Source organism: Streptacidiphilus sp. MAP5-3, assembly GCF_041262505.1.
Lineage (GTDB): Bacteria > Actinomycetota > Actinomycetes > Streptomycetales > Streptomycetaceae > Streptacidiphilus.
In genome coordinates, this window is the sequence record NZ_JBGCCL010000009.1 from 197729 (window position 1) to 212185 (window position 14457).

Sequence of the window (14457 nt, forward strand, 5' to 3'; positions counted from 1 at the left end):
CATGAATCCCGCACTCGGGGCCGAACTCACCACCCCCCAGTGGCGGGACGTCGCCCTCGACCCCGGAGCCAGGGCGGACGCCCTCATCGCGGCCATGACGCTGCGTGAGAAGACGGCCCAACTCGTCGGCGTCTGGGTGGGCGCCTCCGACGAGGGAGGCGAGGTCGCACCGCACCAGCACGAGTTGGAGGAGCCTCCCGACCTGGACGAGCTGCTGCCACACGGTCTGGGCCAGCTCACCCGGCCCTTCGGCACCGTCCCGGTGGACGCGGCCGTCGGCGCCCTCTCACTCGCCCGATCCCAGCAACGCATCACGGCCGCGAACCGCTTCGGCATCCCCGCGCTCGCCCACGAGGAATGCCTCGCCGGCTTCGCCGCCTGGGGCGCGACCGCCTACCCCGTTCCCCTGTCGTGGGGAGCGACCTTCAACCCCGAACTGGTGCGCACCATGGCCGCCGCGATCGGCACCGACATGCGCTCCGTCGGCATCCACCAGGGTCTCGCCCCGGTGCTCGACGTGGTACGCGACACCCGCTGGGGACGCGTGGAGGAGACCATCGGCGAGGACCCCTACCTCGTCGGCACCATCGCCACCGCCTATGTGCAGGGCCTGGAGTCCGCCGGGATCGTCGCGACACTCAAGCACTTCGCCGGCTACTCCGCCTCACGGGCCGGACGCAACCTCGCCCCGGTCACGATGGGCGCGCGCGAACGGGCCGACGTGATCCTGCCGCCCTTCGAGATGGCGATCCGCGACGGTGGCCCCCGCTCCGTCATGCACGCCTACACCGACACCGACGGCATCCCCTCCGCCGCCGACGAGGCGCTGCTGACCGGCCTGCTCCGCGACACCTGGGGCTTCGACGGAACCGTCGTCGCGGACTACTTCGGCATCGCCTTCCTCAAGATGCTGCACGGCGTTGCCGGAAGCTGGGGCGAGGCCGCGGGGCTCGCGCTCGCCAGCGGTGTGGACATCGAGCTCCCCACCATCAAGACCTTCGGGCAACCGCTGCTCGACGCCGTCCAGACCGGCGCCGTCCCCGAGGAACTGATCGACCGTGCCCTGCGCCGGATACTGATCCAGAAGGCACAGCTCGGAATGCTCGACCCCGACTGGGACCCGCTGCCCCCCGCCCTCCGCGGCACCGACCTGGACACCGCCCAGGAACTGCGCGGCACCGTCGACCTGGACCGCCCCGCCAACCGCCTGCTGGCGAAACAGCTGGCCGAGCAGGCCGTCGTGCTGCTGCGCAACGACGGCAGACTGCCGCTGGACCGCCCCCGCCGGATCGCGCTCGTCGGCCCCAACGCCGACACCCCGACCGCCGTGCTGGGCTGCTACTCCTTCCCCGTGCACGTCGGCGCGCAGCACCCCGAGGTCCCGACCGGCATCGAACTGCCCACGCTGCGGGAATCCCTGGCGGCCGAATTCCCCGACGCCGAGATCCTCTGTGCCGCGGGGGCGACGGTTGACGGCGACAGCACCGCGGGTTTCGCCGAGGCGATCGCTGCCGCCCGCCTCGCCGATGTCGTCGTGCTCGCTCTGGGAGACCGGGCCGGCCTCTTCGGACGCGGGACAAGCGGCGAGGGCTGTGACGCGGAGTCGCTCCAACTGCCGGGCGTCCAGGAGCAACTGCTGGACGCGCTGCTGGACGCGGGGACGCCCCTGGTGCTGGTCATGCTGGCGGGCCGCCCGTACGGGCTGGGGCGCGCCCAGGAGGAGGCGGCCGCGATCGTCCAGTCGTTCTTCCCCGGGGAGGCGGGCACCGAGGCGATCGCCGGCGTGCTCTCCGGACGGGTCAACCCCTCCGGACGACTGCCCGTCAGCGTGCCGCGCCACAAGGGTGTCCAGCCCTCCACCTACCTGGCCGCCCGGCTGGCGCACGACAGCGACGTCTCCAGCACCAGCACCAGCCCCGCCTACGGGTTCGGACACGGACTCAGCTACACCCGGTTCGAGTGGTCCGCCCTGGACGCCACCGTCGCGGAGGCCGGCACCGACAGCAGCTTCCGTGTCGGCTTGGAGGTCCGCAACACCGGCGAGCGCTCCGGCGCCGAAGTCGTGCAGTTCTACCTGCACGACCCCGTCGCCTCCGTGGTCCAGCCGGTGCAGCGCCTGGTCGGCTACCGACGCCTCCCGCTGGAAGCCGGAGAACGCTGCCGGGTGCTGCTGGAACTCCCCGCGGATCTCGCCTCGTTCACCGGACGCGACGGGCGACGCCTGGTCGAGCCGGGCGAGCTGGAACTGCGGATCTCCGCCAGCAGCACCGACCACCGGTTGACGGTCCCGCTCCGCCTGACCGGCCCCGTCCGGCAGGTCGACCACACCCGCCGCCTTCACCCCGTCGTCACCGTCGAACACCCCTGACGCAGCGGAAGGACCCCGTGCACACCGACCTGCCCGAGGCGGAACTGCGGCGCTACCGCAGCAGCCAGACCGCACCGGACGACTTCGACGCCTTCTGGAGGGAGACACTCGCCGAGACCCGGGCGCTCGGGGGCACGGTCGAGCTGACTCCGGTGAGCACCGGACTGAGCACGGTCGACACCTTCGACGTCACCTTCCCGGGCTTCGGCGGGGAACCGGTCAAGGCGTGGCTGCGCCTGCCCCGTACGACCACCGGCCCGCTCCCCGCCGTCGTCCAGTACGTCGGCTACGGCGGCGGCCGAGGACACGTCCTGGAGAACCTGCTCTGGGCGTCCGCCGGATACGCCCACCTGCAGATGGACACCCGCGGGCAGGGTTCGGGCTGGAGTCGGGGGGCCACCCCCGACTCCGGCCCCTGCGGGCCGCAGGTCCCGGGCGTGATGACCCGGGGCATCGGGTCGCCGCACACCTACTACTACCGGCGCCTCATCACCGACGCGGTCCGAGCTGCCGAGGCCGTCCGCGAGCTGGACTGCGTCGACCCCGGCCGGGTTGCCGTGGTCGGACAGAGCCAGGGCGGTGGCGTCGCGCTCGCCGTCGCCGCCCTGGTCCCCGACCTGGCGGCGGCAGTCGCCCACGTGCCCTTCCTGTGCGACTTCCCCCGGGCCGTTCAAGTCACTGACGCCGCACCCTTCCGCGAGATCGCGGACTACCTGTCGATCCACCGCGACCAGGAAGAGACCGTGCACCGCACGCTCTCCTACATCGACGGCGTCAACTTCGCACGCAGAGCCACGGTCCCGGCCCGCTTCTCGGCGGCCCTGATGGACGCGATCGTGCCACCCTCCACCGTCTTCGCCGCCTACCACGCCTACGCGGGCCCGAAGGACATCACCGTCTGGCGCTACAACGGGCACGAGGCGGGAGGGCCGGACGACGACCAGGGCGCCCTCGACTTCCTCGCCGAGCGGCTCGGCCCCATGGACCGCTCACGGTGCACCTGCCCGGAGTCGTGAACACCCGGTCCGACACCCTCACCACAAAGGCACGCGGTCCATAAGCTCCACGAGGCTGAGCACATCGCACAGAGGGCCTTCGTCGTCGACCGGGAGAGGCGGCCGCACATCGGCCAACCGCCTCCCGTCGGGTGGCGCATCCGGCCTGAGGTCGGCGACGTCGTCGTCGAGGGCGTCTGCCTACCAGTTGGTAAGGGTAAGAACCTTGTGAGGGTCCTGCGGAGGGGTCGAAACGGGACGTAGGCAAACCACTCCGTTCCAGGCTGCTGCCCCGGGAGTCGGGCTAGACCTCCATGTCCGGGGAGATGCTGACCAACCTCCGACATTGGTTGTTCGTCAGCCTCGATCAGGGCTAGCGTGCACGCCTGGCCAATGCCGACCGCCTTCCTTCCCAGCCCGGAGGGCAACACGGCTGTAGCCGTCATCTGCCCCCGAAGGATCGGACGTCGCGTGATATATCCCTTGCCGGGAGACAATCGAGGCGGCCGATGAGGTTCGGACGTCGGCAGTCCGCTGCAGCTCCGGCGAGTGACGCGGGGACAGATTCCGCGCCGCTTTCCGCACCGGCTGCCGCGCCGCGTCCGAACCGGGCTGAGTCCGGGTCACCAGCCGCGCCTCCACCGGCTGCGCTCGACGCCGAGGAGATCGCGCTGCTGCGGGCGAGCGTGGCGCTGGTCGGCCCGCTCGCGCCCGACCTGACGGTGTACTTCTACGCGATCCTCTTCCAACGGCATCCCGAGGTGCGCCAACTCTTCCCCGCAAGCCTGGACGTGCAGCGGGACCGGCTGCTCCGCGGGCTGCTGCGGGTCGTCGACCTGGTCGACGACCCGGAGAACCTCGTGCACTTCTGCAGCCGACTCGGGCGCGATCACCGCAAGTTCGGGGCCCTGAACGGACACTACCCCGCCGTCGGCGCCGCCCTGCTCGACTCGCTCGCCCGATTCGCCGGGGACGCCTGGACACCGCGGCTCGCCGACGTGTGGACGCGCGCCTACGGCGTCGTGTCCGACGTGATGATCCGCGCCGCCGAGGAGGACGCGGCGCTGCGGCCCGCCGTCTGGAAGGCCGACATCGTCCACCACCGCCTGCGCGGACCGGGCATCGCCGAGATCACCCTTCGGCCACACAGCCCCTACCCGTTCCGGGCGGGCCAGTACGCGAGCGTGGAGACGCCCTGGCAGCCCCGCTCCTGGCGCTACTACTCCCTCGCGAACGCCCCGCGCGAGGACGGCACGCTGACCTTCCACGTGCGCGCGGTCGAGGGCGGTCTGGTCAGCCCCCACCTCGTGTTCCGGGCACGCCCCGGCGACCAGTTGACGCTCGGTTCGGCCCAGGGCGACATGGTCCTCGACCCCCGCCACGAGGGCGACCTGCTCTGCGTGGGTGGAGGCACCGGTCTGGCCCCCATTCAGGCACTGGTCGAGCAGACCGTCCAGGACGGCGGCCGGCGGTTCGTCGACGTCTTCGTCGGAGCCCGGACCGCCGACGAACTCTACGGACTGGACGACATGCTGCGACTGGCACAGCGGAACCACTGGCTCAAGGTACGTGGCGTGCTCTCGGACCAGCAGGTGCCCGGCTGGCGCGGCTCCCTGCCCGAAGCGCTGCAGGAGTTCGGCCCCTTCTACCGCCGCGAGGTCTACCTGTCCGGTCCGGTCGACATGGTCACCAGCTCAACCCGGGTACTGCTGCGCCAGGGAGTGTCTCAGCAGAACATCCACTACGACCCGTTCGACGTCCCGGTGCTCGAAGCCGCGCTGCTGTCCGATCGGCTGCGTCCGGAGGCCGGCCGATGACGACCCGAGAAGCAGAGACCACCAGGCTGCTGACGGCCGCCGACTCCTTCATCCGGGACTTCGCCCGCGAACACCCCGGGGCCGTCGACCCCGAGGCCCGACTGCGCGAGATAGCCGCCGCGGTGGCCACCGAAGGAACCTACACGCACACCCCCGCAGAGCTCGGCTACGGCGCCCGCGTGGCCTGGCGCAACGCCGCACGCTGCATCGGTCGGCTCTACTGGAACAACCTGACGGTCCGGGACCTGCGGCACCTCACCCACCCCGACGACATAGCCCGCGAATGCTTCGAGCATCTGCGCATCGCCACCAACGACGGCCGGATCCGACCCGTCATCAGCGTCTTCGCCCCCGACGCCCCCGGCCGCCCGGCGGCCCGGATCCTCGGCGAGCAGCTGGTGCGCTATGCGGACGACCCGCGCAGCGCGGAACGCCGCGCGCTCGCGAAGGAAGCAGGCTGGAAGGGCGGTGAGGAGCCGTTCGAGATTCTGCCGCTGCTGATCCAGGCGGCGCCCGACCGTGCCCCGGAGTTCTACGAACTCCCCGAGGACGCCGTTCTCGAAGTCCCACTGACACACCCTCACCACCCCGGCTTCGCGGCGTTGGGCCTGCGCTGGTACGCCGTGCCCGCCGTCGCGGACATGACCTTGGAGATCGGCGGCGTCCACTACCCGGCCGCGCCCTTCAACGGCTGGTACATGGGCACAGAGATAGGCTCACGCAACCTCGCCGACGCCGACCGCTACGACCGACTACCGGCCGTGGCCAGGCTGTTCGGTCTCGACACCTCGAGTGAGCGCACACTGTGGCGCGACCGCGCGCTGGTGGAACTGAACCTCGCGGTGCTGCACTCGTTCGCCCAGGCAGGTGTGACGATGGCCGACCACCATACCGAATCGACGCGGTTCCTCACACACATCGACCGGGAACGCCGCCACGGTCGCGCCGTCCCCGCGGACTGGAGCTGGATCGTGCCCCCGCTCTCCGGCGGGGCCACCGCGGTCTTCCACCGCTACTACGACCCGCCCGACCCGCTGACGCGCCCGGCCTTCCTGCACCGGCCGACACCGTGGGGCCTTCTCCAGCCGGACCACTGTCCGGTTCACGGCAGCTGAGCGCCGCCGGCGCCGCTCGGGGCACCGTCGCTCGTTCGAGTGGACCCGCCCGGCGTCGGGCCTGTGTGCGGCGTGCGAGCAGTGCCGTATACCTGGTGTTGAGCCGGGTGGCAGGGGTTCTGGAGAGTCAGGAGGAGTCGGCCTGGGCGGAGGTAGGCTTCCCTGACGCGGCGTCGCCCCTCGCTCGGCGGCAGGTCCGCGACGAACGCGCCAAGCGCGCGGGGGAGGAGCAGCCGTGACCGCCTTCCAGCGCCCGGGGCAGTCCCCGGCGGTGTGGGTGCTGCAGGCGATGCCGGGCCCGCTGACCGAGGTCCTGGGCAAGCGCGGCGGGGTGCCGCACAACGTGTTCCGGCTGGTCGACCAGCAGCTCCAGTACCGGACCGCCGCCGAGCTCCGGGACCGGATCGAGCGCCGCTGGTTCAAGCTCTTCTCCAACCTCACGCAGCCCGAGCTCAAGGCGCGGGCGGACCAGATCGCATGGGACCTGGTGGCCCCGGGCGACTGCCCGGCCCCGGAATGCGAGGACGGGTGGCTGCGGGACGACTCCGGGTCCTGCCCGCACTGTCGCAAGCCGTCCAGCGTGTTCCACATGACCGGTGAGGACCACCGCGACGCCCCCTCGGCGTCCCCGAGGTACGCGGCCCAGCTGGCCGAAGCGATGCGTGACGAGCGGCGGCGCAAGTACGGGATGCCACGCGGCGAGCGCAGCCGACACAGGGTCGAGCACTTCACCGACTACACCCCGCCCCCGTACACGCTGCGGGAACCTGAGCCAGGCCTTCCGACGGAGGAGGAGGTCGAGCTGGCCGTGCGGGCGGAGCGGGCCCGCGAGGTCCAGCGCGTGGCCGAAGAGCGCGCGAAAGCCGACAAGGCCGCCCGAGCCAAGCAGGCCCGACGCAACGGAGGATCATGATGCGCGTTCAGTGCGACCAGGTGCGGGCTGTGCAGCTCGCCGACGGCTGGCACGCCGTCGAACGCGGCACCTTCCGCTTCGACTCCGTGCAGTTCGCCTCCGACGCGCCGGCGGAGAAGGACGACGCGGTCGTCGAGTGGCCGGCGGCTTTCGTGTTCGGGACACCGGACGGCGAGGCCTTCGCCGGGCCGCTGTCATCACTGCTCGCCGTCAGCTACCAGGTGCCCGACAAGCCGCGCCCGCCCGCGCACGAGGACCTCGCCCGTCGCCTGAACGGCCAGGTGCTCACCGTGGCCGGCACCTCGACCGTCCGCTTCACCCACGCCGACCACGAGTTCGACGTCTGGCTCGACGCGGGCACCTGGCGGTACGTCGAATCAGCGCAGCGCACGACCACCACCGCGGTGGACACCTACCTCCCCGAGCCGGACGTCCCCGCCCTGGTGAGCCAGATGATGGCCGACCTGAAGAGCACGTGGGGACTTGGCCGCCCGCCGGGTTCCCGTGACGGACGCGACCACGACACCTCCCCAACCACCGGACCGGTTCGACCAGTTCCATGAGCAGACCACCACCCGGCCCACCCAGATCCTGTACTCGCTCAGCGCCGAAGCCTGAGCTCACTGGCCGCGGTCCGTCAATGGCTCTTGACCGTGGGTGCGGCGGCTGGCGGCCTCGGTGACGACGTCGGCGGCGCGCAACCAGCCATCTCTGCTTCAACGGCCATCGGCGCGGGCACGAGACCGGCCTTGGACCCCGGATCCCCCGAGCGAGGGCTGGTCCGGTCCGCGTACAGGTCCGCTTCCAGCGCCGCCCGCAACTGCATCAGGTCATCGAAGTCGGCGAGCGTGCTGAACCGGCACAGCAGTTCCTGGACCATCCGCGCATCGCCGCACCGGACAGCCTGCACCAGGTACGCGATCACCTGGGACGCATTCAGCCGTGTCGAAGGGCACGGGGACAGGTCCTCCCGAAGCCGGAACCCCTCGGGCCAGGGTCGGCCCATGCCGTTTCGATCTACCACCGAAGCCGACGCTCTCCCACCGTCAAGGTGCAGTCAACTGCCGTGTCACGAGCCGGCAGGGAGCGAAGAGAGGGGCGGCTCTCTCCCACGCCGTTCCGGGGCAGCAGGCCGGTGTCGGTGCCGGCCAGCGCAATCAGTTTGGCCATGGTGGGTCTGGGGTGATGCAGCCGTAGGGATGCTCCGAGTATCGCGGCGCGGTGGCGGGCCTGCAGGAGCGCGCTCAGGCCGCTGCAGTCGCAGAAGGTGACCCGGGCGAGATCCACCTCGATGGTCCGCACGCCGCCGGCCAGGCACTGCGTCAGCGCCCGGCGCAGGAGCGGCGCGGAGTCCAGGTCGACCTCGCCGGTCAATGTGATCTCTGCCCGGCCGTGCCAGTCGTGCCGCTCAACGGTGAGCGTAGCTGTCGGTTTCCCGGCCCCGCGCTGGGGTGGCGGGCGATGGCGGACCGCCATCGATCGGGCGGTGATGCCGTTGGTGGACATCCAGGTCTCCTCGGCCGTCTCCTGTGGGACGCCGCCGGGGTCTGGGGCAGCCGGAACCATCGCCGCCGAAGCGGCCCTCTCGGTCGGTCGGGCCAGCCGATGAGAACGGCTACCGACGCTCGCGCCAAGGTATTCCACTGCGGACTGTACGGCCTTTCGCCGCGGCCCGATACCACCCCGGCCGCGCGCGCTTTGTCGATTGATCAGGCCGCTGAGCCCCCTCGGCTCCGGGTACAAGACCCTTCGGGGCGGGCGCTCCGGCGCTGCCCCGAAGCGCCCAACTCCCGTCCTTCGCAGGAGGAGCAAGTGAGCGACACCGTCCGCCGCCGAGTGCCCTGGTACGTGAGCATCCTGATAACTGTCGCGCTGATCACGGCGCTGTTCGTGGTCGCGGGCCACTTCGACTGGTTTCCCGGACTGCCCAACCCCTTCGGTGAGCGAAGCGTTGACCGCAGTGGCCCGGCGGTGCTGCAGTCCGTGCAGGACATGAGCCGTTACGACGCGGCGGCGGGCAACTTCCAAGTGGTGGTCGATCTCGACAAGGAGGCGACCTTCCTGCCCTCCGCCCTGCTCGGGAACCGCACCCTCTACGTCGCCGCCGGCACCGTCGACTCGTACGTCGACCTCGCCAAGGCGAAGGTCACGGTCTCGCCGGACCGTCTGAGCGCGACCATCACCCTGCCGCATGCGCAGCTCGCGTCGGCGGCGCTGGACGCGAAGCGCTCCTACGTCGTCGCCCAGGAACGTGGCCTGTTCGACCGCATCGGTCAGTTCTTCTCCGGCAATCCGGGCGACCAGCAGGAACTCAACCTGCTGGCGGTCGGTCACATCCAGACCGCCGCCGCGGCAAGCGGTCTGACGACCCGTGCGCAACAGAACACCACAACGATGCTCCAGGGCCTGCTGCGCTCGCTGGGCTTCACGACGGTCTCGGTCAGCTACGACTGACGGGCAAAGACCGCGTTCGTCCGCTTCGACGTCGGCACCTCCTCGAACCTGGGCGCAGAGGGCAACTGGGACCTGGCCTGGCAGCCCGGACTTCGCCCGTACGAGGAAGAGAAACGATGGGGGACGACGAGATCCACACCCCCGCGGCAGGAGGCGGGGCTGCAGCGATCACTTCGACGGCGTCAGTGCGCGTCGCCTCAAGGGTGGCCCCTGAGTTTGTCCAGCAGGCCGGGGATGCGCCGGCACAGTGCCCGCTCCTCGTCGTCGAGGGTGGCCTGCATGGCCGCCGCGATGCCGGCGGCCCGGTGCCGACGCTCGTCGCCCAGCCGGGCGAGACCCTCCCCGGTGATCTGCACCAGGACTCGGCGGCGGTCGAGGGGGTCCGTCTCGACCTGGACGAGCCCTTGATCTGTCAGCAGCCCCACCGTGCGCGCCATGGACTGGTGGCGCACACTCTCGCGGGCGGCCAGGTCGGTGATCGACAGAGCGCCGACCCGTGCCAGATGGCCCAGGACCGCCGCCTGGCCGCCCGGCATGACGTCACCGGCGCGGGCCCAGCGGACGAACTCCCCGACCGAGACTCGCAACAGCTCGGCCTCGGCTTCTGCCTGTCCGTCTTCTTCTTCCACTTGCTCAATGTACAGCACCGCTGTACGTTTTTTATACAGCGCTGCTGTACATTTCTCGCGAAGGAGACCCCTGTGCCCTACAACCCGTACGACCTCGCCGTGCCCGCACGGGCGTTCACGCTCACCAGCAGTGACTTCCCCGCAAGAGGGGAACTGCCGAGCTCGGCCTACAACACCGAGGGCGGCGCGAACGAATCACCCGCACTGGCCTGGACGGACCTCCCCGAGGGCACCCGTAGCCTCGCGGTGGCCGCCTTCGACGCGGACGCGCCCATCCCAGGGGGCCTGTGGCACTGGGCCGTCAAGGACATCCCCGCATCCCTGCCCGGCCTGCCCCGGGGCGCGGGCCGACCCGGCGGCGCCCACCCAGGAGCGCCGCTGCCCAACGACCTCGGCCAGGCCGGCTACTCGGGAGTCAACCCGCCACCCGGCACCGGCACCCACCGCCTGTACATCTGCGCCACCGCCCTCGACGTCCCGACGCTGGACGTCCCCGAGGGTGCCAGCCTCGCCATGTTCAACATCCTGATGATTCCGCACACCCTCGGCCGCGCGATCCTCACCGGAACCAGCCAGGCGCCGGACGCCTGACAACTCCTCCGGGGAGCCCTCTGTGGCCCCCTGGATGCGGCAGGAAGGCAGTCCTCCGCCCGCCGTCGGGTCGACAGTTGCGCACCGGCCGGTCTCCCGCCGAGCACGACGGACCGCCTCGCGTCCCGGAGCCCGGCAGCTCAGGTGATGGGCGCCGGGGGGCTGGTCGCACGGGGGCCACTGCGCCTGGTGCAGCGGGGCGATGGCGTGGAGCAGGTCGGCGGTGCAGGGGAGTTGCGCGTCCCGGGCGGTGCGGATCTCCCAGTCCTCGGGCGCGCGCCGGTGCGCGGTTCCGAGCAGGGTGGGGTCGGTGAGGTCGCGGAGCTTGTCGTGGCGGCGACAATTGCGTCGTTCGGGGGAAGTCGTGCGGTATCAGACCGTGTTGGACGGACTGCAGCAGGCAGTACGGGCGACTGCGGCACGGGGGAAGGTCGCCACATCCATCCCGGCCCTGGCCGGCGCGGACCCGGCATCCTTCGGCTCACCGCGCGTCGGACGGCTGCTCCTGACCCGCGAGCGAGCGGCAGGCGGCGGAGGAGGCCGGGATCTCCCGGCAGACCCTGCGCCAGGCCCATGAGCTCGTGCTGAAGCCAGGCGGTTGGCTGCGTCGGCTGCGGGTCGGCTACGGCACCGAGGGTTCGACCTGGTACCTCGCGGACGGCCCTGCAGACCTGCGGCGGGATGGTGTGTCTCGTGATCAGCCCAGTCAGTGCCCCCCGACGGGGAGTTTGGGGAGTGGACCACCCCTGGTCTCTACCGCACGCTGTCGCGCCTGGATTCCCACCGCCTGGTCCAGCGGTTCGGCTCTGGGTGGTCGCTCACGGCCCAGGCGCTGAGGGGGATCGGTAACAGCGTCCCGGAGGCTGTTACCGCCCCAGCGGTAGACCCTGAGCTCGCCGTCGTCGGGTGGGACGCCCTCGCGACCGCCTACGGCACCGCGGGTGTGGCTGCTGCCCGGCGACGCGGCGCTGAGAGGCGGACGAGCGCACGGACCGGATTCAAGTGTGACCCAGATAACTTATGTCACGGCATATATGTCGTGTAATGTATTCGATATGAACACTGCAGAGAAGAACCCGACCCTCGTCTTCATCCCCTGCTTCTCCGGCGCCCCGTGGAGCGCCGAACAGCTCGACCCCTACGGCGAGGCGCCCAAGCGCACGCTGCGCCTGCCCGAGGGCGTCGACGACATGGAGCGCTACGCCGACTACGTCGAGAACGCGATCGCGGACCTGGACGACTACGTGCTGGTCGGCGACTCGTTCGGCGCGAACATCGCGCTCGCCCTCGCCGTCCGCCGCCCGCAGGGCCTGCGCGCCCTGGTCCTGTCCGGCGGATTCGCGGCCAACCCGGTCGACTCGAAGCCGCTGAAGGCACTGGCGCAGGTGATGGGCAAGACCCGCGGCCCGTTCTACCGGCAGCTGACACTGCGCGCCCACGCCAACCGCCTCGCCTCCCCGTTCGACGGCGAGGGCCAGGTGCCCTGGACCGAGGCACGCAGCCGCGAACTGTTCGTCACCAACACCCCGGCCGCCTCCTACGGGGCCCGCGTGTCAGCGGCCTTCACGGCCGACTACGTCGACGCGCTCGGCAAGATCCAGGTCCCGACCCTGATCCTGACCCCCTCGCACGACGTGCTGATCGGAGAGAACGCCTCCAAGACCATGCTCGCGGGCATCCCCGACGCCCGGGAGGTCGTCCTGCCGCGCACCGGCCACATGTTCCGCTTCTCCCACCCGGTCACCTACGCCACCGCGGTCAAGGACTTCCTCGCCGCCGCCCTGCCGACCACCCGACAGGACGCCGATGCGTAAGGCCGAACACCTGCGGTTCGCGATCCTGGCAGCCCAACGCGAAGGCAACCGGCTGCTGACCCAGGCCCTCAAACCCCACGGCATCACCCCGTCACAGGCCGAGGTGCTGCGCCTGCTCCAGCAGCACGGCACCCTGAGCCTCAACGGCCTCGGACAGCTCCTGGTCTGCGAGAGCGGCACCAACCCCAGCCGACTGGTCGAACGCACCGTCGCGGCAGGGCTGGTCGAGCGCCGCACCGACGCCGAAGACCGCCGCTACCTCCAACTCAGCCTCACCCCCCAGGGAGAACGCCTGGCCACCACCGTCGCCGGGATCGAGCAGGACATGTACACCCTGCTCGACGCCGTCTCCGAGGGCCTGGAGACCGACGCGGTCCTCGAATTCCTGCACAAGCTCATCGACACCCTGCCCGCAGGCGAGGCCCTCAACAAACGCCTCAACCTCGACTGACTCCACCACCCGCACGGGACGTGCCGACCGCGCGCCCAGGCAAGGAACGATCATGCGATTCGACAACACCGTGACCATCGACGCGCCCGTCGGCGAGGTCTTCGCCTACCTTGCGCGGCCCGAGAACCTCCCACGCTGGAACTATGCGCTCGGCCACACCGAGCAGACCTCCCCAGGACCGATCGGGGTCGGCTCGACCTACCGCCAGACCCGCACGATTCCGCGCCCGGCCGAGGAGCACTTCCGCGTCAGCGAGTACGACCCCCCGAACCTGCTGGCAATGGACGGCAACTTCGGCCCGTTCACCGGAACCGCCTCCTACCAGCTGACCCGGCTCGACCAGCACACCACCCGACTGGTCAACACCTTCCACGTCACCGCACCCGGAGCTCTCAAGGCCATCGCCGCGATCGCCGGCCCCCGGGTCAAACACGCGGTCGCCAAGAACCTCAACGTTCTGAAGGACATCCTCGAAATCCGGTGAACGCCCTCCCTCTCCCCGACGACCCGCGCTCACGGCCAACCGGCGAAGAGGGGGATTGGTGTCGACAGACGACCGTCTGTCGACACTCGGCACTGCGATCACGAACCGGCGGGTGGGCGGTGTCGGCAACTCGTGTCGAGTGTCAATGTTCGGAGAACGGTCCGTCAGATAGATTCCGGCACATGCTCATCGGCTACGCGCGAGTGTCCACCGCAGACCAGAACCCCGATCATCAGATCGACGCATTGCTGCAGCACGGAGTGGACTGTAGCGACATCCACGTTGGCACCGCGAGCGGCGCGAAGGCGTCCCGTCCGAAGCTGGAGGCACCTGGAGCCGATACGCCCCCGCCGCCCACACGGTCACCAGGAAGCTGGACTCCCCAACGAGTCACTGACAGTTGAAGCTCTGATCGCGTCCCGACCCGGCTGCGGGTAGCCGATCTCGGCGATGTCCTCGGCCAGGTCGGCGAAGGTGACCTCCGAGTTGAGCGACGACACGAGTTTCTGGCTCAGCGGTCGCAGGGCATAGACCTCACGCACCGCTTCCAGGTCAACGGGAACCTCGTAGTAGTCCTCGGCGAAGCGCTGGAACGTTTCCGGCGACTGGTCGACCAGGAGCTCGAACAGGCCCGTTGCCCCATCGGGGTTGGAACAACCGGCGGGAAAGTCGATCACGCCGTGCTGCCACCGTCCGTCCGTCGCCCCTCGCCACAGGCAGGCCGTCACGGCAGGCACGTTGTCCTCGTCGGTGAACGCCGGCTCCTCGACCGGCTCAGGATCGCATTGAGCATCGCCAGTGAGCGGCACGTGTTCTCCAGGTCGGC

At 70.5% G+C, this 14457-nt stretch carries 16 protein-coding genes; 12 read left to right on the plus strand and 4 right to left on the minus strand.

The window, feature by feature from the left end; all coding sequences use genetic code 11:
• The first annotated feature begins 1 nt into the window (after window position 1).
• The 6 genes from ABH928_RS16805 to ABH928_RS16830 all read left to right on the plus strand — a co-directional run bounded on the left by ABH928_RS16805 (window position 2) and on the right by ABH928_RS16830 (window position 7771).
• Window positions 2-2368, plus strand: a complete 2367-nt coding sequence (locus tag ABH928_RS16805; RefSeq protein WP_370067015.1) for a beta-glucosidase — start codon at window positions 2-4, stop codon at window positions 2366-2368.
• Between the two features lie 17 nt (window positions 2369-2385).
• Entirely contained in the window at window positions 2386-3384 is a 999-nt protein-coding gene (locus ABH928_RS16810; protein WP_370067017.1) for an acetylxylan esterase, read from the plus strand.
• A 488-nt stretch (window positions 3385-3872) separates the two neighbouring features.
• Window positions 3873-5180 carry a globin domain-containing protein gene (locus tag ABH928_RS16815; RefSeq protein WP_370067019.1) on the plus strand — a complete coding sequence of 436 codons (1308 nt, stop codon included), beginning with the start codon at window positions 3873-3875 and terminating at the stop codon, window positions 5178-5180.
• The gene (locus ABH928_RS16820) at window positions 5177-6295 is read left to right on the plus strand and encodes a nitric oxide synthase oxygenase (protein WP_370067021.1); all 1119 of its coding nucleotides are present in this window, start codon (window positions 5177-5179) and stop codon (window positions 6293-6295) included. Before ABH928_RS16815 ends, ABH928_RS16820 begins: the two co-directional genes overlap by 4 nt.
• A 235-nt stretch (window positions 6296-6530) precedes the next feature.
• The gene (locus ABH928_RS16825) at window positions 6531-7208 is read left to right on the plus strand and encodes a hypothetical protein (protein WP_370067023.1); all 678 of its coding nucleotides are present in this window, start codon (window positions 6531-6533) and stop codon (window positions 7206-7208) included.
• Window positions 7205-7771, plus strand: a complete 567-nt coding sequence (locus tag ABH928_RS16830) for a hypothetical protein (protein WP_370067025.1) — start codon at window positions 7205-7207, stop codon at window positions 7769-7771. Before ABH928_RS16825 ends, ABH928_RS16830 begins: the two co-directional genes overlap by 4 nt.
• A 74-nt stretch (window positions 7772-7845) precedes the next feature.
• Here ABH928_RS16830 and ABH928_RS16835 read toward each other — a convergent pair whose 3' ends face one another.
• Complete coding sequence (locus tag ABH928_RS16835; protein ID WP_370067027.1) at window positions 7846-8133, minus strand: hypothetical protein; 288 nt, start codon at window positions 8131-8133, stop codon at window positions 7846-7848.
• Window positions 8134-8225: 92 nt separating this feature from the next.
• Window positions 8226-8714 (minus strand): STAS domain-containing protein, encoded by a 489-nt coding sequence (locus ABH928_RS16840; RefSeq protein WP_370067029.1) that lies wholly within the window; start codon window positions 8712-8714, stop codon window positions 8226-8228.
• Between the two features lie 306 nt (window positions 8715-9020).
• Here ABH928_RS16840 and ABH928_RS16845 point away from each other — a divergent pair, with 306 nt between their 5' ends.
• Window positions 9021-9662, plus strand: a complete 642-nt coding sequence (locus ABH928_RS16845; RefSeq protein WP_370067031.1) for a DUF4230 domain-containing protein — start codon at window positions 9021-9023, stop codon at window positions 9660-9662.
• Between the two features lie 197 nt (window positions 9663-9859).
• Here the strand turns inward: ABH928_RS16845 and ABH928_RS16850 are convergent, their stop codons facing one another.
• Complete coding sequence (locus tag ABH928_RS16850) at window positions 9860-10291, minus strand: MarR family winged helix-turn-helix transcriptional regulator (protein WP_370067033.1); 432 nt, start codon at window positions 10289-10291, stop codon at window positions 9860-9862.
• A gap of 72 nt (window positions 10292-10363) precedes the next feature.
• On the opposite strand from ABH928_RS16850, the gene ABH928_RS16855 reads away from it, so the two are divergent.
• From ABH928_RS16855 to ABH928_RS16875, 5 genes are all read left to right on the plus strand, one after another.
• Complete coding sequence (locus tag ABH928_RS16855; protein ID WP_370067035.1) at window positions 10364-10882, plus strand: YbhB/YbcL family Raf kinase inhibitor-like protein; 519 nt, start codon at window positions 10364-10366, stop codon at window positions 10880-10882.
• 1055 nt (window positions 10883-11937) lie between these two features.
• Entirely contained in the window at window positions 11938-12696 is a 759-nt protein-coding gene (locus ABH928_RS16860; protein ID WP_370067037.1) for an alpha/beta fold hydrolase, read from the plus strand.
• Complete coding sequence (locus ABH928_RS16865) at window positions 12689-13147, plus strand: MarR family winged helix-turn-helix transcriptional regulator (protein ID WP_370062241.1); 459 nt, start codon at window positions 12689-12691, stop codon at window positions 13145-13147. The genes ABH928_RS16860 and ABH928_RS16865 overlap by 8 nt, the downstream gene beginning before the upstream one ends.
• A 52-nt stretch (window positions 13148-13199) precedes the next feature.
• Window positions 13200-13631, plus strand: coding sequence for an SRPBCC family protein (locus ABH928_RS16870; RefSeq protein WP_370067039.1), 432 nt, complete (start codon window positions 13200-13202; stop codon window positions 13629-13631).
• A 182-nt stretch (window positions 13632-13813) separates the two neighbouring features.
• Window positions 13814-14035: a recombinase family protein gene (locus tag ABH928_RS16875; protein WP_370067041.1), complete on the plus strand. Its 222-nt coding sequence runs from the start codon at window positions 13814-13816 to the stop codon at window positions 14033-14035.
• Here the strand turns inward: ABH928_RS16875 and ABH928_RS16880 are convergent.
• A complete protein-coding gene (locus ABH928_RS16880) occupies window positions 13994-14440 on the minus strand; it encodes a hypothetical protein (RefSeq protein WP_370067043.1) in 447 nt (148 codons plus the stop codon). The two genes, ABH928_RS16875 and ABH928_RS16880, sit on opposite strands and share 42 nt — an antisense overlap.
• Between the last annotated feature and the right edge of the window lie 17 nt (window positions 14441-14457).